This window comes from Streptomyces sp. PU-14G, assembly GCF_041028275.1.
GTDB lineage: Bacteria > Actinomycetota > Actinomycetes > Streptomycetales > Streptomycetaceae > Streptomyces.
In genome coordinates, this window is record NZ_JASKYT010000066.1 from 1 (window position 1) to 24726 (window position 24726).

Below are 24726 nucleotides of genomic sequence, written 5' to 3' on the forward strand. Positions count from 1 at the left end.
GGCCGGAGTCGAGCCCACGGGGCCGGGCTCGGGTGGGTACGAGCTGAGGTGCGTGGGCGCGGGGTCAGCCCTCCTGGCCGCGGCCCAGTTCCCAGAGCTGGAGCACGGAGGAGGAGCTGAGGGCCCACTCGACGCCGGTGATGTCGTCGCCCGCCGCCAGGTACTGCTTGCCCTGCCACAGCGGCAGGACGGGCACGTCCTCGGCGACGATGTCCTGCGCGCGTCCGAAGGCCTCGGTGGTCGAGGTGCGTTCGGTCTGCCGGCGGGTCTGCGGGACGATCTTGTCGCGGATGGTGCGGTTGGTGTAGGGGGAGCCGAGGAAGTTGTCCTTCTCGAAGAAGGGCGCGATGAAGTTGTCGGCGTCGGGGAAGTCCGGGTACCAGCCGTAGCCCCACACCTGGTACTTGCCGCTGGTCGCCGCCGGGCGGAACGTGCTCCACTCGACGCCCTTGGTCTTCACCTTGAAGAGGCCGCTGTCGTTGAGCTGCTTCTTGAGGGCGGCGAACTCCTTGGCGGTGGCGTCGCCGTAGTGGTCGGTGGTGTAGTTGAGGGTCAGCTCGACAGGCTCGTGGATGCCGGCGCGGCGCAGGATGCGCTCGGCCTTCTTTTTGCTGGGCTCCCCGTACTTGCTGAAGAACGAGTTGCGGTGCGCGGTCAGCCCGGCGGGCACGAGGCTGTAGAGGGCCTCGGCGCTGCGGTCGTAGGCGTCGCGCGTGATTTCCTTGCGGTCGACGAGCTGGGCCATGGCCTGGCGGACGGCCTTCTTGCCTGCGGTGTCGTCGTCGGTGTCGAAGGCGAGATAGCGGATTTCCTGGCCGGGCTGCTCGACCAGCTCGATGCCCTTGTTCCGGGCGCCTTCGAGCCGGTTGACCTGGTCGGGGGAGATCGTGCGGCCCATGACGTCGATCTTGTCGGCCTTGAGGGCCTTCTCCATGGACCGCGAGGTGTCGAAGAAGCGCAGTTCGATCTTGTTGTTGTTCATCTCCAGGTCGCCGTTGTAGTGCGGGTTCTTGGTGAGCACGGCGGACTTGGCGTTGATGTGGTCGAGCGCGTAGGGGCCAGAGCCGGTCAGTTCGGAGCCGCGGACGAGGGAGTCGGCCGGGTAGGTCTGGCTGTCGACGATGGCGGCCGCGGGGGTGGTCAGCTTGTACGGGAAGGTGGCGTCGGGGTTCTTCAGGTGGAAGACGACCTCGCGCTTGCCTCGCGCCTCGACGCGGTCGAGGTTGCTGAAGAGTACGGCGGGCCCGCCCTTGTGGTTGATGCGCTGGAGGCGCTGGAGGGAGAAGGCGACGTCCTTGGCGTCGAGTTCGTTCCCATTGGAGAACGTCAGGCCCTTGCGCACCGTGCAGCGGTACTGCTCGTTCTGCGCGTCGGTGAAGCCGCACTGGGACGCGGCGTCCATCTCGGGCGAGGTGCCGGTGCGGGGCAGGCGCAGCAGCGTCTGGAAGGTGTTGCGCATGACGCTCCAGGCGGCGACGTCGTACGCGGCTGCGGGGTCGAACGGGGCCGGCGCGTCCTTGCTGACCGCGAAGTGGTCCGTCGTCCCGACGACGATGGGTTCGCCGTCCGCGCTCCCGCCCTCTTCCGACCCGCATGCGGCGAGAGTGGGTGCGAGAAGCCCGACGAGCACGGGCAGCACCACAGTTTTACGGTTCATCGTCGACGATCTCCTCGCCCGGCCGGGGTTTGTTGCAGGGGGTGGAATGGCCGGTGCTCCGACATTAATCGTCCGCTCGGGTAGCCCCTGAAGCCCTGGCCATCAGGGAGCTTTCACGGACAGGAACCACGAGCTTCCTGTCCGCTATCCGGACGCGGGAACGTATGGAGCTTCGCTCCATCAATACGGACACAAGGGAAGGACAATTTCCCCACCCGTCACACGGGCACCACACGCCGCGCCCCTTGTCGAGGGGGTCGAACGTGACGAACGTCACTGGACCAATCCGGGCACCGGACACCGGAATTCGCCCTTCTCCAACGCCTTACGGAATCCGCCGGCCCACCCGCCCGCGGGGGTGTTTCCGAGTACCCGCCAATGCCGATCCGGTGAAATGCCGGGCGTTCAGCGAGCGACCATGATCAGAGAACGCAGCAATTCGAGATCGACTTCTTCGAGCGAACTCACGACGGTGCGCCCCGACTTGGGCTCGATGGGCGCGACGGAGGGGACGGCCACGACCTGGCACCCCGCGGCCTCCCCCGCGGCGACGCCGGTGGCGGTGTCCTCGACCACGGCACACCGTGCCGGATCGGCACCCAGCCGGCGCGCCGCGATCAGATAGGGGTCCGGGTGGGGCTTCGTGCGCACCAGCTCGTCCCCCGCGACGGTGAGGGCGAAGTTCTCCCGGCCGATCCAGGTGAGCATGCGGTCCACCACGGAGCGGTGGGAGGCCGAGACCAGGGCGGCGGGGATCCGGTGCGCCGCCAGCTCGGCCAGCAGTCTGCGCGCCCCGGGCATCAGTTCGACGCCCTTGTCGAGGCGCTCGGTGAACTTGGCGTTCAGCAGCACGCTGAGCTCGTCCAGGGCGATGTCCGCGGCCGTGGCCTCGATGAGGAACCCGGCGCTGCGCGACATCGGGCCGCCGACCACGATCTGCCGCCACTCGTCCCGCAGCTGGTGGCCCAGCTCGGCGAAGACCTCCACCTCCGCGTCCCACCAGAAGTCCTCGGTGGCGACGAGCGTGCCGTCCATGTCCAGCAGCACGGCCTGCAGCGCGGGTTCTTCACCCGTAAGGGTGGTGACGGCGGGGGATGTACCGGTCATCCGCGAACACCTCCAAAGGGACGACAAGGCCGGCCGCCTCCTTCCCAACCCGGTGGAAGGGGACGACCGGCCTGTACCGGACCGATCAGTCTACGACGTGCGCCTTCAGCGCGCGTTGAAGTACTTGGCCTCGGGGTGGTGCAGCACGATGGCGTCGGTCGACTGTTCGGGGTGGAGCTGGAACTCCTCGGAGAGCTCGACGCCGATCCGCTCGGGCCGCAGCAGCTCCGCGATCTTGGCCCGGTCCTCCAGGTTGGGGCAGGCACCGTAGCCCAGGGAGAAGCGCGCTCCCCGGTACTTCAGGTCGAACATGCCCTGCATCTCGTTCGGGTCCTCGCCCGCGTAGCCGAGCTCGCCGCGGACCCGCGCGTGCCAGTACTCGGCCAGTGCCTCGGCGAGCTGGACCGAGAGGCCGTGCAGCTCCAGGTAGTCGCGGTAGGCGTTGTCCGCGAACAGCTCGGCGGTCTTCTCGCCGATCCGGGAGCCGACGGTGACGACCTGGAGACCCACCACGTCCGTCTCGCCCGAGTCCTCGGGCCGGAAGAAGTCCGCCAGGCACAGCCGGCGCCCGCGCCGCTGGCGGGGGAAGGTGAAGCGGGTGCGCTCGTTGCCCTGCTCGTCGAGCAGGATCAGATCGTCGCCCTTGGAGTGACAGGGGAAGTAGCCGTAGACGACGGCCGCCTCCAGCAGGTTCTCCGTCTGCAGCCGCTCCAGCCAGCCGCGCAGCCGCGGCCTGCCCTCGGCCTCCACCAGCTCCTCGTAGGAGGGCCCGTCGCCCTTGCGGGACTCCTTGAGCCCCCACTGGCCCTTGAAGAGCGCCCCTTCGTCGATCCAGGACGCGTAGTCGTGCTGGCCGATGCCCTTGATGACGCGGGTGCCCCAGAACGGCGGGGTGGGCACGGGCGTGTCCACCGCCACGTCGGACCGGATGGAGCCGTCGTTCTCCTCGGGCTCGGGGATGTCGATGGTGCGCTTGGCCACCCGGCGCTGCTTGAGCTCGGGCAGCTTGGCGCCGGGCACGCCGCGCTTGACGTCCATCAGGGCGTCCATGAGGCTCAGCCCCTCGAAGGCGTCCTTGGCGTAGCGGACCTCGCCCTCGTAGATCTCGTGCAGGTCCTGTTCGACGTAGGCACGGGTGAGGGCCGCGCCGCCGAGAATGACGGGGAAGTCGTCGGCCATCTTGCGCTGGTTGAGCTCCTCCAGGTTCTCCTTCATGATCACCGTGGATTTCACCAGCAGGCCCGACATGCCGATCACGTCGGCCCTGTGCTCGGCCGCGGCGTCCAGGATGGCGCCCACCGGCTGCTTGATGCCGAGGTTGACGACCTGGTAGCCGTTGTTGGACAGGATGATGTCCACCAGGTTCTTGCCGATGTCGTGGACGTCGCCGCGGACCGTGGCCAGCACGATCGTGCCCTTGCCCTCGGAGTCCTCGGACTTCTCCATGTGCGGTTCGAGGTGGGCGACGGCCGCCTTCATCACCTCGGCCGACTGGAGCACGAAGGGCAGCTGCATCTGGCCCGAGCCGAACAGCTCACCGACGACCTTCATCCCGGCCAGCAGCGTGTCGTTGACGATCTCGAGCGCCGGACGCTCCTCCAGTGCGGCGTCCAGGTCGGCCTCCAGGCCGTTGCGCTCGCCGTCGATGATCCGGCGCTGGAGGCGCTCCTCCAGTGGCAGGGCCGCCAGCTCCTCGGCCTTGCCCGCCTTCATCGACTTCGCGGTGGCGCCCTCGAACAGCTGCATGAGCTTCTGGAGCGGGTCGTAGCCCTCGCTGCGCCGGTCGTAGACCAGGTCGCGGGCCACCTCGACCTGCTCGTCGTCGAAGCGGGCGATCGGCAGGATCTTGCTGGCGTGCACGATCGCGGAGTCCAGCCCCGCCTTGACGCACTCGTCGAGGAAGACGGAGTTGAGCACGATGCGCGCGGCCGGGTTGAGGCCGAAGGAGATGTTCGACAGGCCCAGCACCGTCTGCACGTCGGGGTGCTTGCGCTTGAGCTGCCTGATGGCCTCGATGGTGTTGACGCCGTCCTTGCGGGACTCCTCCTGGCCCGTGCAGATGGTGAAGGTCAGGGTGTCGATGAGGATGTCCGACTCGCGGATGCCGTAGTTGGCCGTGAGGTCCTCGATGAGGCGTTCGGCGATGGCGACCTTGTGCTCGGCCGTGCGGGCCTGGCCCTCCTCGTCGATGGTCAGCGCGATGAGGGCGGCGCCGTGCTCGGCGGCCAGCTTGGTGACCTTGGCGAACCGGGAGTCGGGGCCTGCGCCGTCCTCGTAGTTGACGGAGTTGATGACGGCACGGCCGCCCAGCTTCTCCAGGCCTGCCTGGATGACGGCGATCTCGGTCGAGTCCAGCACGATCGGCAGCGTGGAGGCGGTGGCCAGCCGTCCGGCCAGCTCCGTCATGTCGGCGACGCCGTCGCGGCCGACGTAGTCGACGCACAGGTCGAGCATGTGGGCGCCCTCGCGGATCTGCTCGCGGGCGATCTCCACGCAGTCGTCCCAGCGGCCGTCCAGCATGGCCGTGCGGAACTTCTTGGAGCCGTTGGCGTTGGTGCGCTCGCCGATGGCCAGGTACGAGGTGTCCTGGCGGAAGGGCACCGCCTGGTAGAGGGAGGCCGCCGACGGCTCGGGGCGCGGCTCGCGCGCGGTCTGCTCCATGCCCCGGACCCGCTCCACGAGCTGGCGCAGGTGTTCGGGTGTCGTACCGCAGCACCCGCCGACCAGGGAGAGCCCGTAGTCGCGGACGAAGGTGTCGTGCGCGTCCGCCAGCTCCTCGGGGGTGAGGGGATAGCTGGCGCCGTCCTTGCCCAGCACCGGCAGACCGGCGTTCGGCATGCAGGAGAGCGGGACGCGGGCGTGCTGGGCCAGGTGGCGCAGGTGCTCGCTCATCTCGGCCGGGCCCGTGGCGCAGTTCAGGCCGATCATGTCGATGCCCAGCGGCTCCAGCGCCGTGAGGGCCGCGCCGATCTCGGAGCCGAGCAGCATGGTGCCGGTCGTCTCGACGGTGACCGAGCACAGCAGGGGCAGGCTCGCGCCGGTGGCCTCCATGGCCCGGCGGGCGCCGATGACCGAGGCCTTGGTCTGCAGCAGGTCCTGGGTCGTCTCCACCAGCAGCGCGTCGGCCCCGCCGGCGATCATGCCCTCGGCGTTGCACTGGTAGGCGTCCCTGAGGGTGGCGTACGGGGCGTGTCCGAGGGTGGGCAGCTTGGTGCCGGGGCCCATGGAGCCCAGCACCCAGCGCATCCGGCCGTCGGACGACTCGAACTCCTCGGCGACCTCGCGGGCGATCGCCACGCCCTTCTCGGAGAGCTCGAAGATACGGTCGGTGATGTCGTACTCACCCAGCGCCGCGTGGTTGGCGCCGAAGGTGTTGGTCTCCACGCAGTCCACGCCGGCGGCGAAGTACTCCTCGTGGACCGATCGGATGATGTCGGGACGGGTCACGTTCAGGATCTCGTTGCAGCCCTCGAGCTGCTCGAAATCCTCCAGCGTCGGGTCCTGCGCCTGGATCATCGTCCCCATCGCTCCGTCGGCGACGACCACGCGCGAGGCCAGTGCCTGGCGGAGGGCGTCGGCCCGGGTGGGGTTCGAGGATGCGGACGTGCTGCTCGGCGACGAGACCATGGAAGAGGCTCCCTGGGTTGCGACGGCTGTCGGCTTTGCGCGCCGGTGAGGCAGCGCACCCGGTCAGCGTAGCGGGCGGACGCAAGAGCGCAGGTCGACATTCCGACCATCGGACACTCCCCCGCCAGAGCGCGGCTCGATCCCGACTACCGACGCGTCGGCATGAAGCGATACCGTTCGGCATTGTCGAATGACGGAACGGCAGGTCAGGGAGGACCGATGGCCCGGACCATCCAGTCGCTGGAGCGGGCGGCAGCCGTGCTGCGGCTGCTGGCGGGCGGTGAGCGGCGGCTCGGTCTCTCCGAGATCGCCACCGCACTCGACCTCGCCAAGGGAACCGCGCACGGCCTGATCCGCACTCTCCAGCAGGAGGGCTTCATCGAGCAGGACGCGGCCACGGGGCGCTACCAGCTGGGCGCCGAGCTGCTGCGCCTGGGCAACAGCTATCTGGACGTCCACGAGCTGCGGGCACGCGCCCTGGTGTGGACGGACGACCTGGCCCGCTCCAGCGGCGAGAGCGTCTACCTGGGCGTCCTGCACCAGCAGGGGGTGCTGATCGTGCACCACGTCTTCCGCCCGGACGACAGCCGCCAGGTGCTGGAGGTGGGCGCCATGCAGCCGCTGCACAGCACGGCGCTGGGCAAGGTGCTGTCGGCCTACGACCCGGTGGCGCTGAGCGAGGCGCTGGACGGGGAGCGGCAGGCGTTCACGGAGCGGACGGTGACGGGCGAGGCCGGTCTGGAGGGAGCGCTGGAGCTGACCCGGGCGCGCGGCTGGGCGTGTGACGTGGAGGAGACCTGGGACGGTCTCGCCTCGGTGGCGGCCCCCATCCACGACCGGCGCGGGATGCCGGTGGGCGCGGTGGGCATCACAGGGGCCGTGGAGCGGGTCTGCGAGGGTGAGGACCTGCGTCCGCTGCTGGTCGCTGCCGTTCGCGACACGGCACGGGCGGTCTCGCGTGATCTGGGCGCGCGGCGCTTCTGAGGGCTCGCACCCGCCCGGGGCCCAGGAGCGCGGCGTCCGTCGGCGCGTGCCGGGGCCCGGGCGCTCCGGTGGCCCGCTCCGACGTGCCGGACGGGGCGCGGGCCCGCACGATGGGCACCCGGGAGTGATCCGTCACAGCCCCTTGACGTGATCTCCATAGAGGAGAAGAGTTGCCGTTCAGCGGTCGACATTGTCGAACACCGGACGGGAAACGACCGGCTTACCGACCCGACCCGCTTATCCTCCCCCAGCCTCCGGCCGGGGGTGCCCCCAAAGACAAAAGGACAAAGGAGTCCGCGGGTGTCCAGCTCCGACATCTTCACGAGCGAGGTCCTCGGCACGATGCTGCTGGTCCTCCTCGGTGGCGGCGTGTGCGCCGCCGTCAACCTGAAGCGCTCCAAGGCGTTCGAGGCCGGCTGGGTGGCTGTCGCCTTCGGCTGGGGCTTCGCGGTGCTCACGGGCGCCTACGTGGCGCAGTCCTCGGGTGCCCATCTGAACCCGGCGGTGACCCTGGCCCTCGCCATCAAGGGCGACACCCCCTGGGGCGACGTGCCCGTCTACATGGGCAGCGAGCTGCTCGGCGCCATGATCGGCGCGGTTCTCGTCTGGCTGGCCTACTACAGCCAGTTCCAGGTCACTCTCCGCGAGCTCAAGCCGGCGGAGACCGACACGGGCAAGACGAAGCCCCCGAACCCCGGCCCCGTGCACGGCGTCTTCTTCACCTCCCCCGAGGTGCGCAAGCCGCTGCTGAACTTCCTCACCGAGGTCATCGCCACCTTCGTGCTGATCATCGCGATCCTCACGCAGGGCCTGGTCAAGGACGCCGACGGCAGTGTCGGCCTCGGGCGGATGGGCGCCCTGATCACCGCGCTGGTCGTCGTCGGTATCGGTCTCTCGCTCGGTGGCCCGACGGGTTACGCGATCAACCCGGTCCGCGACCTCGGTCCCCGGATCATCCACGCGGTGCTGCCGCTGCCCAACAAGGGCGGCAGCGACTGGAGCTACGCCTGGGTCCCGGTGGTGGGGCCGCTGGTCGGCGCCGCGATCGCCGCGGGCATCTACAACCTCGCGTGGGGATGATCCCTCGCCCGTGGGGCCCCGCCAGGCGGCGGGCCGCCACCCCGGCCGGCAGACCGACTCAACGACGTATCGGAGCACACACACCATGAGCGACACCCACGAGACCCACGCCTCCGCACACGGCGGCGGCCCCTTCATCGCGGCCATCGACCAGGGCACCACCTCCAGCCGCTGCATCGTCTTCGACAAGGACGGCCGGATCGTCGCGGTCGACCAGAAGGAGCACGAGCAGATCCTGCCCAAGCCGGGCTGGGTCGAGCACGACGCGGCCGAGATCTGGACCAACGTCCAGCAGGTCGTGAGCGGCGCGATGGAGAAGGCGGGGATCACCAAGCAGGACGTGCTGGCGCTGGGCATCACCAACCAGCGCGAGACGACCCTGCTGTGGGAGAAGGCCACCGGCAAGCCGGTGCACAACGCCATCGTCTGGCAGGACACCCGCACCGACGCGCTCTGCAAGGAGTTGGGCCGCAACGTCGGCCAGGACCGCTTCCGCCGCGAGACCGGGCTGCCGCTGGCCTCGTACTTCGCGGGCCCGAAGATCCGCTGGCTGCTCGACAACGTGGACGGGCTGCGCGAGCGCGCCGAGAAGGGCGAGATCCTCTTCGGCACCATGGACTCGTGGGTCATCTGGAACCTGACCGGCGGCCCCAACGGCGGCAGGCACGTCACGGACGTCACCAACGCGTCCCGCACCATGCTGATGAACCTGCACACCATGAGCTGGGACGAGAAGATCTGCGCCTCCCTCGGCATCCCGATGGCGCTGCTGCCCGAGATCCGCTCCTCTGCCGAGGTGTACGGCGAGGCGACCGGTGACCTGGCCGGGCTGCCCGTGGCCTCCGCGCTCGGCGACCAGCAGGCGGCGCTGTTCGGCCAGACCTGCTTCGACCAGGGCGAGGCGAAGTCCACCTACGGCACCGGCACCTTCCTGCTGATGAACACCGGGCACCAGCCGGTCAACTCCTACAACGGGCTGCTCACCACGGTCGGCTACCGCATCGGCGACCAGGAGCCGGTCTTCGCGCTGGAGGGCTCCATCGCGGTCACCGGATCGCTGGTGCAGTGGATGCGCGACCAGATGGGACTGATCAACAGCGCCGCGGAGATCGAGACGCTGGCCAGCTCCGTGGAGGACAACGGCGGCGCCTACTTCGTCCCGGCCTTCTCCGGGCTGTTCGCCCCGTACTGGCGCTCGGACGCGCGCGGTGTCATAGCGGGCCTGACCCGCTACGTCACCAAGGCGCACCTGGCCCGCGCGGTGCTGGAGGCCACGGCCTGGCAGACGCGGGAGATCGTCGACGCGATGCAGAAGGACTCCGAGGTGGAGCTGTCCTCGCTCAAGGTCGACGGCGGCATGACCGCGAACAACCTTCTGATGCAGACCATCTCGGACGTGCTGGACGCCCCGGTCGTCCGTCCGATGGTGGCCGAGACGACCTGTCTCGGCGCGGCGTACGCGGCCGGTCTGGCCGTCGGCTTCTGGTCGGACACCGAGGAGCTGCGGGCCAACTGGAAGCGCGCCGCGGAATGGACCCCCCGCATGGACGCGGACACGCGCGAGCGGGAGTACAAGAACTGGCTCAAGGCCGTCGAGCGGACCATGGGCTGGATCGAAGAGGAGAACTGAGAGCAATGAACACCCTGCAGAGCGTCCCCACCCTCGGGACGCACCCGACTGCCGGCAGCAATCCTGGCCGCGCAGAGACCAGAGGGCTGCTCGCGAACGCGACGTACGACCTGCTGGTCATAGGCGGCGGCATCCTGGGGACCTCGGTCGCCTGGCACGCCGCGCAGTCGGGGCTGCGGGTCGCGATGGTGGACGCCGGTGACTTCGCCGGCGCCACCTCGTCCGCGTCCTCGAAGCTGGTCCACGGCGGCCTGCGCTACCTGCAGACCGGCGCGGTCAAGCTCGTCGCGGAGAACCACCACGAGCGCCGGGTGCTGGCCAAGGACGTGGCCCCGCACCTGGTCAACCCGCTCACCTTCTACCTGCCCGTCTACAAGGGCGGTCCGCACGGCGCGGCGAAGCTGGGCGCGGGCGTCTTCGCCTACTCGGCGCTGTCCGCGTTCGGCGACGGCGTGGGCCGTGTCATCTCCCCGGCGAAGGCCGCGGCCGACAACCCGGCGCTGCGTACCGACAACCTCAAGGCCGTCGCGGTCTACGGCGACCACCAGATGAACGACTCGCGGATGGCCGTGATGACGGTACGCGCCGCGGTCGAGTCGGGTGCCGTGGTGCTCAACCACGCGGAGGTCACCGGGCTGCGCTTCACCGGCGGCCGGGTCACCGGCGCGGAGCTCAAGGACCGCACGGACGGTAGCGAGTTCGGCGTCAACGCCCGCCTGGTGCTGAACGCGACGGGACCGTGGGTGGACCACCTGCGGACGATGGAGGACAGCGGTGCGGCGCCCTCCATCAGGCTGTCCAAGGGTGCCCACCTGGTGCTCAAGCGCAAGTCGCCGTGGCGCGCCGCGATGGCCACCCCGATCGACAAGTACCGCATCACCTTCGCGCTGCCGTGGGAGGACCAGCTACTGCTGGGCACCACGGACGAGGAGTACACCGGCGACCCGGCCGACGTCGCCGCGACCGAGTCCGACATCCAGCAGATCCTGGACGAGGCCGCCTTCTCGGTGCGGGACGCCGACCTCGACCGCGACGCGATGACGTACGCGTTCGCCGGGCTGCGGGTGCTGCCCGGCGGCCCCGGTGGCGTGGAGTCCGCCAAGCGCGAGACGGTGGTCACCGAGGGCCGCGGCGGCATGCTGTCGGTCGCGGGCGGCAAGTGGACGACCTACCGGCACATCGGCCGCACGGTGATGGACAAGCTGGAGAAGCTGCCTGGCGGAGGCATCGCCGACGATAGCGTGCCGGTGAAGGACCTGGTGCGGCGTACCCCGCTGCCCGGCATCGCCAACCCCAACGCGGTGGCGCACCGGCTGCTGGTCGACCGCGAGCCCGGCGTACGGATGGACCCGCTGACCGCACGCCAGCTGGCCACCCATTACGGTTCGCTCTCCTTCGACATCGCCCGCCTGGTCAACGAGGACCCCGCGCTCGGCGAGCGCATCCACCCGGACGGGCCGGAGATCTGGGCCCAGGTCGTCTACGCCCGCGACCACGAGTGGGCCGAGACGGTGGACGACGTGGCGCGCCGCCGCACCACGCTGACGATCCGCGGTCTGGACAGCGACGAGGTCCGCGGCCGGATCGGGGAGCTGCTCCAGCAGCGCTGAGCAGCACACCAGTTCGGCAGTTTCGTAACGAGCGCCCCCTCGACACCCTGTCGAGGGGGCGCTCGTGGCACTGTCCCTGGGATGAACACCGGGGCCAGGGCCGGGGCCGGTGGCGTGCGGCGCTCCGTCGCCCGGTATGTCGGTTCCGCGGCGACGGCGAAAGACTGGGCGGACGGCCTGCGGGGGCGGCGTGCGACGGACGGTTCATAATCGACGAGCAGACATCCGATGTCTATGGGAGGCAGCGTGGCGGTTACCGACGAGGCGATCGAGAAGATCAAGGGGATGATCGTCTCGGGCGCGCTGGGCCCCGGTGACCGGCTGCCCAAGGAGAGCGAGCTGGCCACCGAGCTGGGCCTGTCGCGCAACTCCCTGCGCGAGGCGGTCCGCGCCCTGGCCCTCATCAGGGTCCTGGACGTGCGCCAGGGCGACGGCACCTACGTGACCAGTCTCGATCCGAAACTGCTGCTGGAGGCGATGAGCTTCGTCGTCGACTTCCACCGCGACGACACCGTGCTGGAGTTCCTCGCCGTACGCCGCATCCTGGAGCCCGCCGCCACGGCGATGGCCGGGCAGCGGATCGCCGAGGAGGAGTTGGACGCACTGGAGGGCCAGCTGGACGCCCTGGGCACGGAGCCCTCCGTGGAGGAACTGGTCGCAGCCGACCTGGAGTTCCACCGGCGCATCGTGGCGTCCTGCGGCAACACCGTGCTGTGCTCGCTGCTGGACGGCCTGTCGGGGCCGACGACCCGCGCCAGGGTGTGGCGGGGGCTCACCCAGCAGGACGCCGTCAGCCGCACCCTGCACGAGCACCGGCAGATCCTCGCCGCGCTGCGCGCCCGCGACGCGGAGGCCGCGCGCTCCTGGGCGACGGTGCACATCGCCAGCGTGGAGCAGTGGCTGCGCTCGACCCTCTGACCCCGGCCGCCCACAGATCCGACGTACGTCTCGGACAAGCGTGCCCACCCGGGATGCGCGGCGGTCACGGGCGTCGTGCGGGGGCTGCGGCTCGGGCACTGTCACGCCGTAGGCTGGGGCCCGCACGAAGCGCGTCGGCGGCAGCGGGAGCAGCGGCCGGCGCGGGGCAGACGGAACGGCACGCCGCACAGGCGAAAGCAGGCTAAGGAGGCGCTGGGTGATCGAGCTGGAGGGGGTTCCAGAGCTGGTCGACCCAGTCATGGTGGCCGCGTTCGAGGGATGGAACGACGCGGGGGACGCCGCCTCCACGGCGGTGGCACACCTGGAGCGGGAGTGGAAGGGGGAGGTCTTCGCCGCCCTCGACGCGGAGGACTACTACGACTTCCAGGTCAACCGGCCGCAGGTCTTCATGGACGGCGGCGTCCGCAAGGTCACCTGGCCCACCACGCGCCTGTCCGTGATCCGCGTCGAGGACGCCGACGGCAAGGGCAAACGCCGCGACCTGGTCCTGGTGCGAGGCATCGAGCCCAGCATGCGGTGGCGCTCCTTCTGCAACGAGATCCTCGGCTTCGCCCACGAACTGGGTGTCGAACTCGTCCTCGTGATGGGGGCGCTGCTCGGCGACACCCCGCACACCCGGCCCGTCCCGGTCACCGCCGTCACCTCCGACCCCGACCTGGCCCGCACCATGAACCTGGAGGAGTCGCGGTACGAGGGCCCGGCGGGCATCGTCGGCATCCTCCAGGAGGCCTGCACCCATGCGGGCGTTCCCGCCGCCAGCCTGTGGGCCGCCGTGCCGCACTACGTCTCCCAGCCGCCCAACCCGAAGGCGACGCTCGCCCTCCTCAACCGCCTCGAGGACATGCTGGGTGTGCGCATCCCGATGGGAGAGCTCGCGGAGGACGCGCGCGCCTGGCAGCTGGGCGTCGACCAGCTCGCCGCCGAGGACAGCGAGGTCGCCGAGTACGTCCAGTCCCTGGAGGAGGCGCGGGACACCGCCGAGCTGCCGGAGGCCTCGGGCGAGGCCATCGCGAAGGAGTTCGAGCGCTACCTGCGTCGGCGCGACGGCACCCCCGACGGCGGGACCGGGCCGGGCACGGCCCCCTACCGCAGGGACTCCGGGGCGCAGCCCCCGCCGCCCAAGCCCGGCGGTGAACCGCCCAGGCCAGGCGACACCGACGAGGACGGCGACGAGTAGCCCGCCCTACGGCGCGTGGCCGTAAGCTCTCACGGCCGCGCGGCACGCACGCCCTGCGGCTCCGCCCCCGCCTCCCTACGCGGCGGCCCGGCGGCGCCGTGTTCAGTGGCACCGCCGGGCCGCCGGGCGAAACGGGACGTCTACAGCGCCACACCCAGCAGGGCGTCCACCGTCCGGGAGACGAGCCCCGGGGCGCCCTCGTCCGTGCCGCCACGGGTGGCCTGCTCCTCGGCCCAGGCGTCCACCGCGGCCAGCGCGGCGGGGCTGTCGAGGTCGTCCGCGAGGGCGACCCGCACGCTCTCCAGCATGTCCTCGGCGGGCGGTCCGTCGGGGCGCGAGACCGCGGCGCGCCAGCGCGCGAGACGCTCCTTCGCCTCGTCCAGAACCGTCTGCGTGTACTCCCAGTCGGCACGGTAGTGGTGGGCCAGCAGGGCGAGCCGGATGGCGGCCGGATCGACGCCGTCCCGCCTCAGCTGCGAGACGAAGACGAGGTTGCCCTTGGACTTGGACATCTTCTCGCCGTCCAGACCGACCATCCCCGCGTGCACGTACGTGCGGGCGAAGGGGTACTCCCCCGTGAGGGCCTGCGCGTGCGAGGCACCCATCTCGTGGTGCGGGAAGGCCAGGTCGGACCCGCCGCCCTGCACGTCGAAGGACATGCCCAGGTGTTCCAGGGCGATGGCCACGCACTCGATGTGCCAGCCGGGGCGCCCGGGGCCGAGGGAACCGCCGTCCCAGTGGGGCTCCCCCTCGCGGGCCGCCACCCACAGCATCGGGTCGAGCGGGTTCTTCTTGCCGGGCCGCTCGGGGTCGCCGCCGCGCTCGGCGGACAGCAGCCGCATCGTCTCCGCGTCGTAGCGGGAGACCTCGCCGAAGTGGGCGTCGGACTCGACGGAGAAGTAGACGTCCCCCTCCAGTTCGTAGGCGGCGCCCACCTCGCGCAGCCGCTCGACCAGCGGAACGATCTTCGGGATGGCTTCCACGGCGCCGACGTAGTGCTTCGGCGGCAGCATCCGCAGCGCCGTCATGTCCTCGCGGAAGAGTGCCGTTTCGCGCTCGGCCAGGGCCGTCCAGTCGGTGCCCGTGGCGACGGCCCGCTCCAGGAGTGGATCGTCGATGTCGGTGACGTTCTGTATGTAGTGAACCTGCCGCTTGGTGTCGAGCCACACGCGCTGTACGAGGTCGAACGCGTTGTAGGTCGCCGCGTGCCCCAGGTGCGTGGCGTCATAAGGCGTGATGCCACACACGTAGAGACGGGCGACAGGACCGGGGGCGAGAGCCACCCGACCACCGGTCGCGGTGTCGTGGATGTCGAGGTCGCGGCCCTGGCCAGGCAGGACGGGGACCTCGGTAGCGGGCCAGGCATGCATGCCCTGAGCCTAACCCGGACTGGTGTTCCGTATCCGGCCGGATGCACGCCGTTCGGGCGCCGGGCGGCCCATCCGCTGCCGGGCGGCCACCGGCAGCGGCCCGCAGACAGCGCCTCGTGCTCAGACCGGGGGCCAGGGGATGGCGGGCCAGTCGCCGCTCGGCAGCGGATGGGTTCCCGAGCTGAGCAGCGCCTCGACCCGCTTGCGGACGGCCTCCACCTCGGCGTCCGTCAGCAGCTCGGCCAGCCGTGTCGCCAGCGGAGCGCCTGCGGCGAGCCGGCCGGAGAGGGTGCGCAGCGCTTCGAGCGCCTCTCCGGTCAGCTTCTCGCCTGCCCACCCCCACAGGAGGGTGCGCAGCTTGTCGTCGACGTGGAAGGTGACTCCGTGGTCGATGGCGTAGAGGGTGCCGTCGGGACGGGGCAGCAGATGGCCCCCCTTGCGGTCGCCGTTGTTGATCACCGCGTCCAGGACGGCGAGCCGCCGCAGTGCGGGGTCGTCGGCGTGTACGAGCAGCGCTGTCCTGCCGCCGCCGACGTCCGCGAAGCCGACGGCCTTCCAGCCCTCCCCCGGCTCCTGCTCGTCCACCAGGGCGAGCAGCGGCGCGGGGCCTTCCTCGTCCTCGGCGCCGGTCTCCTCCGCGCTGTCCCCCTCTGCGCGCTTCTCCTCCGCGCTGTCCCCCTCTGCGCGTTCCTCCTCTGCGCTGTCCCCCGCTGAGCCGTCCTCCCCGTCGCGCTCTCCCGCGCCCCTCGCGGGGCCGTCCTCCCGCGCGTCGGGCGGTTCACCCACCCACGCCTGGCACATGCCCGTCCCGTAGGGGCCGTCGCGCAGCACCGTCGCGGGTATCAGGTCCCATCCCGTGGCGCGCGAGACCTCGTAGGCGGCCACCTCGCGCTGCGCGAGACTGCCGTCGGGGAAGTCCCACAGCGGGCGCTCTCCGGCGACCGGCTTGTAGACGCAGGGGACGACGACCCCCTCGTGCTCGACCGTGCCGAACAGCACGGCGTTCGACGCCTCGGTGATCTGTCCGTGCACGGTGAGCGTGCCCTGCGCGATCAGCCGCCGGGTGGCCTCGGCGGCCGGTTGCGCCACGCTCCGGGATGCTGTGCCGCTCATTCGCTCCGGCGGTATCCGTTCTGGCGCGGACATACGTGTCCTTCGGGATCGAGCGGCAGGCTGCACAGGGGGCACGGCGGGCGGCCCGCGTTGACGACCTCCATGGCGCGCTTGGCGAAGGCCCGCGCCATGGTCCCGCTGATCCGCACCCGGAGCATCGGCGGGCCGTTCTCGTCGTCCTGCAGCAGCCGCTCCTCGGCGTCCGCGAGGTCCTCGTCCTCACCGGGCTCCAGCTCGACGACGGCCTGCGCCTCCACGACCATGCGCTCGCCCTCGCCGTCCCAGGCCAGCGCCATGGTGCCGACCCGGAACTCCTCCTCCACGGGGGAGACCAGCGGCGCGGTGTCGTCGACCTCGGAAGGCGCCACGGCGGGGACGGGGGCGCTGCCGCCGGAGCGCCGCACCACCTCGTCCAGCAGCTCGTCGATCCGCTCGGCGAGCGCTTCGACCTGTGCCTTCTCCAGGGCCACGCTGGTGGTGCGACCTTGCCCGCTGGCCTGGAGGAAGAAGGTGCGGCGGCCAGGCAGCCCGACGGTACCGGCGACGAACCGGTCCGGCGGGTCGTACAGAAACACCTGACGGGACACGTTCTGCTCCGTTGGATCGACAGCTTGAGTGGCTTCGGACAACCGCACCCTACTGTGCGTACCGATCATCGTGCTCAGGCGCTGCCCCCCACCGTCGCGTTGCCCTGCGCTCCCTCCTCCGGGTCGCTTTCCTCCTCGGTTGGGACCGGCGGCGCGAGGGAGCCGAGTTCCCCCGTGTCGCCCAGCCGCAGCAGGAAGGGGCGCAGCGGCGTATAGGTGAGGGCCGTGGCCGAACAGGGGCCGACCGATATGCGCTGGAACAGGTCGAGGTGCATGCCGAGCGCGTCGGCGACGATCGACTTGATGACATCACCGTGCGAACACATCAGGTAGACGGCGTTCGCCCCGTGTTCCGCCTCGATGCGGGCGTTCCAGTCGCGTACGGCCTCCACCGCGCGGTGCTGCATGGCGCGCATCGACTCGCCGCCGGGGAAGGCGGCGGCCGAGGGATGGCGCTGCACGGTGGCCATGAGGGGCTCGTCGTTCAGCTCGGCGAGCTTGCGCCCCGACCACTGACCGTAGTCGCACTCGTTGAGGCGCTCCTCGGTGTGCAGCGGCATCTCGGGGCGGGCTTCGGCCAGTGGGGCGAGGGTGTCCTGACAGCGGCGCAGCGGGCTGCTGACGGCGGCGGCCAGGGGCAGCTCGGCGAGCCGGCGCACCAGCCCGGAGGCCTGCCGCTGGCCGTGCTCGTCCAGGGCGACCCCGGGCGTGCGACCGGCCAGCAGTCCCTCGGTGTTCGCCGTCGACCTGCCGTGACGTACGAGGATGAGCGTGGGCATGCCGCAACCCTAAGCGAGCGCACCCGGATGCGGCTGCCCCGGTTGTGGGGCGGCCTGGGCCCGGGACAATGCGAGAGGTGATCGTCGATTGCGCGCTCTACCGGCACGGGCACAGGTCCGAGCAGCCGGAGGACTTCTCGGCCGCGCTGCACCAGGCCCGCTCCCTCGACGACGCGTTCTTGTGGGTCGGCCTGTACGAGCCGACCGAGGACGAGTTCGGCCGGATCACCCGCGACTTCGGGCTGCATCCGCTGGCGGTGGAGGACTCCCTGCACGCCCACCAGCGGCCGAAGCTGGAGGTCTACGCGGACTCGCTGTTCCTGGTGCTCAAACCGGTCGGGTACGACGGCGAGGCAGGCTCCCTGAGCACGGGTGAGCTGATGGTGTTCGTGGGCGACTCCTTCGTGCTGACCGTCCGGCACGGCGAGGCGAACCCGCTCGGTTCGGTCCGCAGGCGCCTGGAGGAGGAGCCCGAGGTCCTGCGGCACGGCCCCACAGCGGTGATGTACGCGGTCAGCGACACCATCGTCGACCACTATCTCGACGTCGCCGCCGCGCTCCACGAGGATCTGGACGAGCTGGAGGCCGCCGTCTTCGCCAAGGAGGCGCGGCTCGGCGCGGTCACGGCCGGCCGGATCTACGACTTCAAACGCCGCGCCCTGGAGTTCCGCAGGGCCACCGTGCCGCTGACCGACCCGGTCACCCGGTTGACGGGCGCGGGGCTGCCGTTCGTGCACAAGGACTCGCGGCTGTTCTTCCGCGACGTGGCCGACCACCTCTCGCGGGTCAACGAGCAGGTGGAGTCCATCGACCGGCTGCTGACGGACATCCTCTCGGCGTACCTGGCGCAGATGGGCGTGCGCCAGAACGACGACATGCGCAAGATCTCGGCCTGGGCGGCGATGTTCGCCGTACCGACGGCCATCGCCGGGGTCTACGGCATGAACTTCGACCACATGCCCGAGCTGCACTGGGTGTGGGGCTACCCGGCGACGATCCTGCTGATGGTGGCCATCTGCGTGGTGCTGTTCCGGATCTTCAAGCGCAGGGACTGGTTCTGAGCCTCACGCGAACTCGGGGGCCGCGCCCGCCGGGCCCGTACCCAGCGCGTCGCGCCGCTCGGGCATCCGCAGGCGGACCATGCGCCGCCAGCCGCCCAGCCGCTCGTACGCGTACCGGCCGTGGATGCCCAGCGCGATGAGCGTGTACCTGGCGCGTGACCAGCCCAGGATGCGCGCCATGCGGCTCATCACCGCGAGACCGACGTCGCGGTAGACCTTGATCTCCGCCATGGCGCTCTCCCGCAGCAGCGCGTGGATGGTGCGGCCGTGCCCGGACCTGGCCAGACGGAGCAGTTCCTCGTGGCAGTAGGCGAGGTGGTTGTCCTCGTCCCGCGAGATCATGGTGACCGCGCGGCCGAGGTCGGGCCGGTCGCCCGCCACCTTCGACAACAGGGCCATCTCCTCGGCGGCCCGCTGCTCGGTGACCCGGCTGTGCGCGAGATAGGCGAGCACGTCCCGCTCGGTCAGCGGCTCGTCGCGGCGCAGCTTCTCGTGGGCCAGGCCGATGCCCAGGCCTTCGAGGATCATCGTGTAGTCGGTGTCGTCGGGGATCGGCGCCGCCTCCAGCCCCCGCTTGCTCAGCAGCGCCATGAAGATCCGGCCGTGCTTGTCCTCGTCCGCACCGTGCCGGGCGACCTTCGGCGCGAGATGGCGCTGGGTTTCGGGGACGAGCGCGGCGATACGGCCGTTCTCCCATCCTCCCTGCGCCTCGCCGCTGGCGGCGATGGAACAGAAGAGCCGGAAGGACTCGTCGTTGTCGAGGATTTCCGTGAACAGACTCCTGGCCGAGAGCATCGCTGCCACCTCCGTGCGCGAGATCCCACAAAGCACGACATCCGCAAGGAACGAGTCAAATGCCACGTACGCCTCGGGGCAACAGATGCTGAGCCGTTCTGCGCCGAACGCATCAGGCGCGTTCGGCCCGGCGCGTAACCTCGCCTCCGCCGCGTAACCGCGCGAACGGAGCGGCGTTGTGCTGCCTGACGGCCGTGGCGGGGATGACCCCCGAGCCCCCACCACGGCCGCGAACACGTCCGGAGCGCCGCGCAGCCGGAGCCGCGTGCGGCTGGGCCGTGCGCGGCAGGAGCCGCGTGCGGCTGGGCCGTGCGCGGCAGGAGCGCCGCACGGCCGGGTCGCCGCACAGCCGGGTCGCCGCACGGCCGAATCGCCCGCACGGCCGGAGCGGTGCCCCGCGCCGTACGCAGGGCGCTCCGCAGCGCCTCGCGGGGCCGCCCGTGCGGCGTGCGGGAGCCCTACGAGGCCAGCCCGGCCCGCTCCAGGGCCTCGACGCCGGCCCGCAGAGAGGCCAGCCGCTCGTCCAGCGAGAACCCCGCGGGGGCCAGCGACAGTGTCGTCACCCCGGCGTCCGCGTAGGCCCGCATCCGCTCGGCGACGCGCTCCACGGGGCCGATCAGCGTGGTGGAGTCGATCAGGTCGCGCGGGACGGCGGCGGCGGCTCCCTCCTTGTCTCCCGCCAGGTACTTGTCCTGGATCTCGGCGGCCTCGTTCGCGTAGCCCATGCGCTGGGCGAGCTTGTTGTAGAAGTTCTGCTTGCGGCTGCCCATGCCGCCCACGTACAGCGCGGTGTAGGGGCGGAAGAGGTCGGCCAGCGCGTCGATGTCGTCGCCCACGGCCATCGGGACGGTGGGGCACACGTCGAAGCCGTCCATGCTCTTGCCGGCCTTCTCGCGGCCCGCCCGCAGGTGCTGGAGAGTCGTCTCCTCGGCGTGCTCGGGGGAGAAGAAGACCAGCAGCGCGCCGTTCGCGATCTCGCCGGTCTGCTCCAGGTTCCTGGGCCCGATCGCGGCGATGTAGAGCGGGATCTCCTCCCGCTCGGGGTGGACGGTCAGCTTGATGGGCTTGCCGGGGCCGCCGGGCAGCGGAAGCGTCCAGTGCTCACCCTCGTGGGTCAGCCGTTCGCGGGACATCGCCTTGCGGATGATCTCCACGTACTCGCGGGTGCGGGCGAGCGGCTTGTCGAACTTCACCCCGTACCAGCCCTCCGACACCTGCGGTCCGGAGACACCGAGGCCGAGTCGGAAGCGTCCGCCGGAGAGCGAGTCGAGCGTCGCGGCCGTCATGGCGGTCATGGCCGGGGTCCGCGCCGGGATCTGGAAGATGCCGGAGGCGACGTCGATCCGCTCGGTCTGGGCCGCCACCCAGGTGAGCACGGTCGCGGCGTCCGACCCGTACGCCTCGGCCGCCCAGCACACGTCGTAGCCGAGTCGGTCGGCCTCCTTGGCGACGGCCAGGTTGTCGGCATCCATCCCGGCGCCCCAGTAGCCGAGGTTGATGCCCAGTCGCATCCCCATCCGCACCCAACTCCCTACTGATCAGTAATGTCCCGTACCCCACGGACTCTAACGCCCGCCACAACTACGCTCAACGCCCATGGAGCTAAGGCACCTCGGCCGCACTGGCCTGCGCGTATCCCGGATCGGTCTCGGCACCCTCAGCTGGGCGCGGGGCAGCGGCGGGCCCTCCGGTGGCGGCGGGGTGCGCGGCGGCCTCGAGGAGCCCGGCGCAAGCCACGAACAGCACGTACGCAACGCCGCCGACCAGCTCAAGGCGTTCTGGGAGGCGGGCGGCACCCTCGTGGACACCGCCGACGTGTACGGCGACGGAGAGGCCGAGTACCTGCTGGGACGGATGGTGCACGACCTGGTGCCGCGCCGCGACCTGGTCATCGCCACCAAGGCCGGCGGCGTCCCGGAAGCCGACCGCCGCTTCGACTGCTCGCGCGGCCACCTCCTCGCCGCACTCGACGCCTCCCTGGAACGGCTCGGCACCGACTACGTGGACCTGTGGCAGGTGCACGCCTGGGATCCGTGCACACCGCTGGAGGAGACGCTCCAGGCGCTGGACACCGCCGTGGCCAGCGGGCGCGCCCGCTACGCCGGAGTGTCGAACTTCTCGGGCTGGCAGCTGGCCAAGGCCGGCACCTGGCAACTGGCCGCGCCGGGCATACGGCACCGGCTGGCCAGCACCCAGATGGAGTACTCGCTGCTGCAGCGCGGAATCGAACGCGAGGTGCTGCCCGCTGCGCTCGACCTCGGCATCGGACTGCTGCCCTCCTCGCCGCTGGGCCGCGGGGTGCTCACCGCCAAGTACCGGCAGCCGGGACCTCCGCCCCCGGGATCGCGCGGCGCCTCCGAGCGACTCGCGCCGTTCGTCGAACCGTACCTGGACGAGACCGCCGGACGGATCGTGGACGCGGTGGCGACAGCGGCGGACGGCCTCGCGCTGCCCCCGCTTCAGGTGGCACTGGCGTGGGTGCGCGACCGGCCGGGCGTGACGGCACCGATCGTCGGCGCACGGACGTCGCAGCAGCTCATGGAGGCGCTGTCAGTGGAGGGTCTTAGTCTTCCTGGAGAAATTCGCGCGGCGCTGGACGACGTCTCGGCGCCCGTGCACCGCTACCCCGACCATGACTGGAGCGAGCTGTGAGCAACGATCGGACAGCCGAACTCCTCGCCGCCGTCCGCGCAGTGGAGAGCGGCGAGCGCTCCGCCGACTCCTTCTTCACCGAGCGGAAGCAGCCCGCCTCCGCGGCCCGCAGGCCGACGGCCGACGGGGCACAGGACCGCGCGGGCGCCGGGGGCGTTCCTGCGGGGCGCGGCGCCCCGGCCGCGCCCCGCCCTGCGCGTGGGGAGGGCCAGGTCGTGGTGCCTGAGGAGGTGCGGGCCCTGCTGGCGGAAGGCGGCGCACCCGAGTCCCTGGCCCCGTGCGTGGTCGAGACCCTCGGGGAGGGCGCCGCCGAGGTGCTGCGCGCCGACCCGTGGCAGCTCCTGGCGGTCGCGGGGGTGCAGCCCGAGCAGGCCGACCGATTCGCCCGCGCCCTGCTCGGTGAGGAGGCCGGCCCCGGAGACGCGCGGCGGGCGGTCGCGCTCGTCGTACGGCTGCTGGAACGCGCAGCGCTGCGAGGCGACACGGTGCAGGAGCCGGCCGCCCTCGCCGAGGGCCTGGCCCGGCACGCGCTGCCCGACCCCCAGGAAGCGGTCCGTGAGGCCGTGGACGCGGGAGCGGTGCTCGTCTTCGAGGACGCGCTGGACGCCGGCCCCTCCCTGCCCGCCGAAGGGGGCTCCCGGCCGGGAGGGGAGGACGAGGCCGGCGAGGAGGAGCGCCCCGTCCGGGTGCTCGTCGGTCTCGACCGCTACGCGCTGGCGGAGGAGAGCCTCGCCGACGGCCTCGCCCGGATCGCGAGCACCTTCGGGACGGCGGTGACGCCGCAGGCGAGGGAAGCGGCGCCGCCGGCAAGGGACGCGGCGGCGGGCACGGGGGTGTCGGCGGACACGGCGGCATCGGCGGGCGCGGCGGCATCGGCGGACACGGCGGCATCGGCGGGCGCGGCGACGCCGGCGGACACGGCGGCGGGGTCCGCCGCGCAGAGCTGGTCCGCTGCGGCCGAGGCGGCACCTTCCCCGTCGGCGAAAGAGCTCATCACCGCCGCGGCAGACAGCGGGCTGGTCACCCACTCGGGGGGCGAGGCGTCCCGTGCGGAGATCGCCGCGCTCGTCGTCGCGGCACGGCGGCTCGGGCTGCGCGCCTGGGCCCTCACCCATACGGATGACGGACGGTCCCGCATGACGCGGCTCGTCGAGGCTGTCACTGGCCCCGACGGACCCATCGGGGCGCCCCCCGGGCCCGACGGCACCACGACCGCGGGCACGCAGGCGGACGGCGCGGGCGAGGAGAGCCGCGCCCGTGCGGAGGCGGACGCCGGCTGCGCCACCGTCGCCGGAACCCTCGCCGGGACCGAGGGACCGGAACGGGACGCCGAAGGGATGCTCGCGGTGGACCTGCTGGCCGTGTGCGACGCGCCGCAGCTCGACGCCGAGGGGGCCGCGGCGCTGCTCGAATCCCTGCCGGACGGAGTGCGGCTGGTGCTCAGCGGCGATCCGGGAGTGCTCGGCGCGGCAGGCCCCGGGCAGGTGTTCCGCGACCTGGCCGCGGCCCGGTACTGCCCGCATGTCGCCTCACGTACACCGGACCCGGGCCCGGTCGGCGAGCTGGTGTCGGGCATCGGCGTCGGTGAGCTGCTGCAGGTGGAGGCCCCCGGCAAGGAGGTCGTCATCGTCCCCGTGCACGACGCGGGCGAGGCCGTCCACCGCACCGTGCAACTCGTCGCCGACTCGGTGCCCAGGGCCATCGGAGTGCCCGCGGAGGAGACCCAGGTGATCACCCCGGGGCACGGCGGTTCCGCGGGCACCCGCGCGCTGAACGCCGCGCTCAAGGAACGGCTCAACCCGGGTCCCGGCCGGTTCGCCGGCTTCGACCCCGGGGACCGCGTCGCCCACTCCCCCGCACCCGGCCGTACCGAGGTCGGCACGGTGGCCTCCGCGGACGAGGAAGGCCTCCACCTCACCTGTCACGGGCACACGCTCACGGTCCCGCCCGACAGGGTGCCGGAGACCGTGCGGCACGGCTGGGCGATGACGGCACACCAGGCAGCGGGCCTGCGCTGGCCTGCCGCCGTCGTGGTGCTGCCAGGAGACGCCACGGGGGCGCTCTCCCGCGAGTGGGTCTACACCGCGTTCGGCCGCGGCGAGCAGCACCTCTCCGTCGTCCACGGCGCCGGTGACGCCCTGCCCCGCGCCGTCGTCTCGGGCCCGGCCCCGGAACGGGTGACGCGCCTGCGCGCCCTGCTCACGGAGTCCGCGCGCGCCGCCGAGGCGGCACGGACCGGCACGGCGGAGACGAGCACAGCCGAGACCGGCGCAGCCGGGACCGGCACAGCCGGGACCAGCACAGCCGAGACCGGCACAGCCGACGGGGAGGGCACGGACTGAGCGCACGCCGCGTCCCAGTCACCGGCACCGGGCGCCGCCGGGCGCCCGGGCACCGGGCACCGGGCGCCAGTGACGGGGACGCGTGGATGTTCACCGCCCCGACCGGGACGGCCGCCGCCGTCATCCAGTACCGGCCGCCCGGGGGGGGGGGGGGGGGGGGGGGCCGAGACCGGCGCAGCCGGGACCGGCACAGCCGGGACCAGCCCAGCCGAGACC

At 71.6% G+C, this 24726-nt stretch carries 18 protein-coding genes; 9 read left to right on the top strand and 9 right to left on the bottom strand.

From position 1 onward, the window contains the following. Positions 1-64: 64 nt before the first annotated feature. The 3 genes from AB8Z75_RS10990 to metH form a co-directional block, all read right to left on the bottom strand. Positions 65-1657: an ABC transporter substrate-binding protein gene (locus tag AB8Z75_RS10990; protein WP_369201276.1), complete on the bottom strand. Its 1593-nt coding sequence runs from the start codon at positions 1655-1657 to the stop codon at positions 65-67. Positions 1658-2062: 405 nt separating this feature from the next. After that, complete coding sequence (locus tag AB8Z75_RS10995) at positions 2063-2764, bottom strand: HAD family hydrolase (protein WP_369201277.1); 702 nt, start codon at positions 2762-2764, stop codon at positions 2063-2065. Between the two features lie 105 nt (positions 2765-2869). After that, the gene (metH, locus tag AB8Z75_RS11000) at positions 2870-6391 is read right to left on the bottom strand and encodes a methionine synthase (RefSeq protein ID WP_369201279.1); all 3522 of its coding nucleotides are present in this window, start codon (positions 6389-6391) and stop codon (positions 2870-2872) included. Between the two features lie 219 nt (positions 6392-6610). Between metH and AB8Z75_RS11005 the strand changes: the two genes are divergently transcribed. The 6 genes from AB8Z75_RS11005 to AB8Z75_RS11030 all read left to right on the top strand — a co-directional run bounded on the left by AB8Z75_RS11005 (position 6611) and on the right by AB8Z75_RS11030 (position 13811). Further along, positions 6611-7375: an IclR family transcriptional regulator gene (locus tag AB8Z75_RS11005; protein WP_369201280.1), complete on the top strand. Its 765-nt coding sequence runs from the start codon at positions 6611-6613 to the stop codon at positions 7373-7375. 300 nt (positions 7376-7675) lie between these two features. Further along, positions 7676-8455, top strand: coding sequence for an MIP/aquaporin family protein (locus tag AB8Z75_RS11010; protein ID WP_369201281.1), 780 nt, complete (start codon positions 7676-7678; stop codon positions 8453-8455). An 85-nt stretch (positions 8456-8540) separates the two neighbouring features. Then, positions 8541-10085 carry a glycerol kinase GlpK gene (glpK, locus tag AB8Z75_RS11015; protein WP_369201282.1) on the top strand — a complete coding sequence of 515 codons (1545 nt, stop codon included), beginning with the start codon at positions 8541-8543 and terminating at the stop codon, positions 10083-10085. Positions 10086-10090: 5 nt separating this feature from the next. Next, positions 10091-11695, top strand: a complete 1605-nt coding sequence (locus tag AB8Z75_RS11020) for an FAD-dependent oxidoreductase (RefSeq protein WP_369201283.1) — start codon at positions 10091-10093, stop codon at positions 11693-11695. Between the two features lie 246 nt (positions 11696-11941). Further along, positions 11942-12613: a FadR/GntR family transcriptional regulator gene (locus AB8Z75_RS11025; protein WP_369201284.1), complete on the top strand. Its 672-nt coding sequence runs from the start codon at positions 11942-11944 to the stop codon at positions 12611-12613. A gap of 217 nt (positions 12614-12830) precedes the next feature. Further along, positions 12831-13811 carry a PAC2 family protein gene (locus AB8Z75_RS11030; protein WP_369201285.1) on the top strand — a complete coding sequence of 327 codons (981 nt, stop codon included), beginning with the start codon at positions 12831-12833 and terminating at the stop codon, positions 13809-13811. 140 nt (positions 13812-13951) lie between these two features. On the opposite strand, the gene mshC is transcribed toward AB8Z75_RS11030, so the two are convergent. The 4 genes from mshC to AB8Z75_RS11050 form a co-directional block, all read right to left on the bottom strand. Beyond that, positions 13952-15181, bottom strand: coding sequence for a cysteine--1-D-myo-inosityl 2-amino-2-deoxy-alpha-D-glucopyranoside ligase (gene mshC / locus AB8Z75_RS11035; protein ID WP_369201286.1), 1230 nt, complete (start codon positions 15179-15181; stop codon positions 13952-13954). A gap of 120 nt (positions 15182-15301) precedes the next feature. Further along, complete coding sequence (locus tag AB8Z75_RS11040; protein ID WP_369201287.1) at positions 15302-16294, bottom strand: SCO1664 family protein; 993 nt, start codon at positions 16292-16294, stop codon at positions 15302-15304. Further along, entirely contained in the window at positions 16291-16881 is a 591-nt protein-coding gene (locus tag AB8Z75_RS11045; RefSeq protein ID WP_114015799.1) for a DUF3090 domain-containing protein, read from the bottom strand. Before AB8Z75_RS11045 ends, AB8Z75_RS11040 begins: the two co-directional genes overlap by 4 nt. Positions 16882-16955: 74 nt before the next feature. After that, positions 16956-17660 (bottom strand): histidine phosphatase family protein, encoded by a 705-nt coding sequence (locus AB8Z75_RS11050; RefSeq protein WP_369201288.1) that lies wholly within the window; start codon positions 17658-17660, stop codon positions 16956-16958. 68 nt (positions 17661-17728) lie between these two features. Here AB8Z75_RS11050 and corA point away from each other — a divergent pair, with 68 nt between their 5' ends. Continuing rightward, positions 17729-18721, top strand: coding sequence for a magnesium/cobalt transporter CorA (gene corA / locus AB8Z75_RS11055; protein WP_369201289.1), 993 nt, complete (start codon positions 17729-17731; stop codon positions 18719-18721). Between the two features lie 3 nt (positions 18722-18724). Here corA and AB8Z75_RS11060 read toward each other — a convergent pair whose 3' ends face one another. After that, positions 18725-19516 carry a ferritin-like domain-containing protein gene (locus tag AB8Z75_RS11060; RefSeq protein WP_369201290.1) on the bottom strand — a complete coding sequence of 264 codons (792 nt, stop codon included), beginning with the start codon at positions 19514-19516 and terminating at the stop codon, positions 18725-18727. Positions 19517-19974: 458 nt separating this feature from the next. Further along, positions 19975-21027 (bottom strand): LLM class F420-dependent oxidoreductase, encoded by a 1053-nt coding sequence (locus AB8Z75_RS11065; RefSeq protein ID WP_369201293.1) that lies wholly within the window; start codon positions 21025-21027, stop codon positions 19975-19977. Between the two features lie 85 nt (positions 21028-21112). Here AB8Z75_RS11065 and AB8Z75_RS11070 point away from each other — a divergent pair, with 85 nt between their 5' ends. Beyond that, positions 21113-22168 carry an aldo/keto reductase gene (locus tag AB8Z75_RS11070; RefSeq protein ID WP_369201291.1) on the top strand — a complete coding sequence of 352 codons (1056 nt, stop codon included), beginning with the start codon at positions 21113-21115 and terminating at the stop codon, positions 22166-22168. Next, positions 22165-24510, top strand: a complete 2346-nt coding sequence (locus AB8Z75_RS11075; RefSeq protein WP_369201292.1) for a helix-hairpin-helix domain-containing protein — start codon at positions 22165-22167, stop codon at positions 24508-24510. Before AB8Z75_RS11070 ends, AB8Z75_RS11075 begins: the two co-directional genes overlap by 4 nt. Positions 24511-24726 lie beyond the last annotated feature (216 nt).

Bases quoted from the DNA above. Each gene is read 5' to 3' on its own strand.
- AB8Z75_RS11005 (WP_369201280.1), top strand. From the start codon at position 6,611: ATGGCCCGGACCATCCAGTCGCTGGAGCGGGCGGCAGCCGTGCTGCGG.
- AB8Z75_RS10990 (WP_369201276.1), bottom strand. From the start codon at position 1,657: ATGAACCGTAAAACTGTGGTGCTGCCCGTGCTCGTCGGGCTTCTCGCA.
- AB8Z75_RS11050 (WP_369201288.1), bottom strand. From the start codon at position 17,660: ATGCCCACGCTCATCCTCGTACGTCACGGCAGGTCGACGGCGAACACC.
- AB8Z75_RS10995 (WP_369201277.1), bottom strand. From the start codon at position 2,764: ATGACCGGTACATCCCCCGCCGTCACCACCCTTACGGGTGAAGAACCC.
- glpK (WP_369201282.1), top strand. From the start codon at position 8,541: ATGAGCGACACCCACGAGACCCACGCCTCCGCACACGGCGGCGGCCCC.
- metH (WP_369201279.1), bottom strand. From the start codon at position 6,391: ATGGTCTCGTCGCCGAGCAGCACGTCCGCATCCTCGAACCCCACCCGG.
- AB8Z75_RS11060 (WP_369201290.1), bottom strand. From the start codon at position 19,516: ATGCTCTCGGCCAGGAGTCTGTTCACGGAAATCCTCGACAACGACGAG.
- AB8Z75_RS11040 (WP_369201287.1), bottom strand. From the start codon at position 16,294: ATGAGCGGCACAGCATCCCGGAGCGTGGCGCAACCGGCCGCCGAGGCC.
- AB8Z75_RS11020 (WP_369201283.1), top strand. From the start codon at position 10,091: ATGAACACCCTGCAGAGCGTCCCCACCCTCGGGACGCACCCGACTGCC.
- mshC (WP_369201286.1), bottom strand. From the start codon at position 15,181: ATGCATGCCTGGCCCGCTACCGAGGTCCCCGTCCTGCCTGGCCAGGGC.
- AB8Z75_RS11070 (WP_369201291.1), top strand. From the start codon at position 21,113: ATGGAGCTAAGGCACCTCGGCCGCACTGGCCTGCGCGTATCCCGGATC.
- corA (WP_369201289.1), top strand. From the start codon at position 17,729: ATGCGAGAGGTGATCGTCGATTGCGCGCTCTACCGGCACGGGCACAGG.
- AB8Z75_RS11065 (WP_369201293.1), bottom strand. From the start codon at position 21,027: ATGCGACTGGGCATCAACCTCGGCTACTGGGGCGCCGGGATGGATGCC.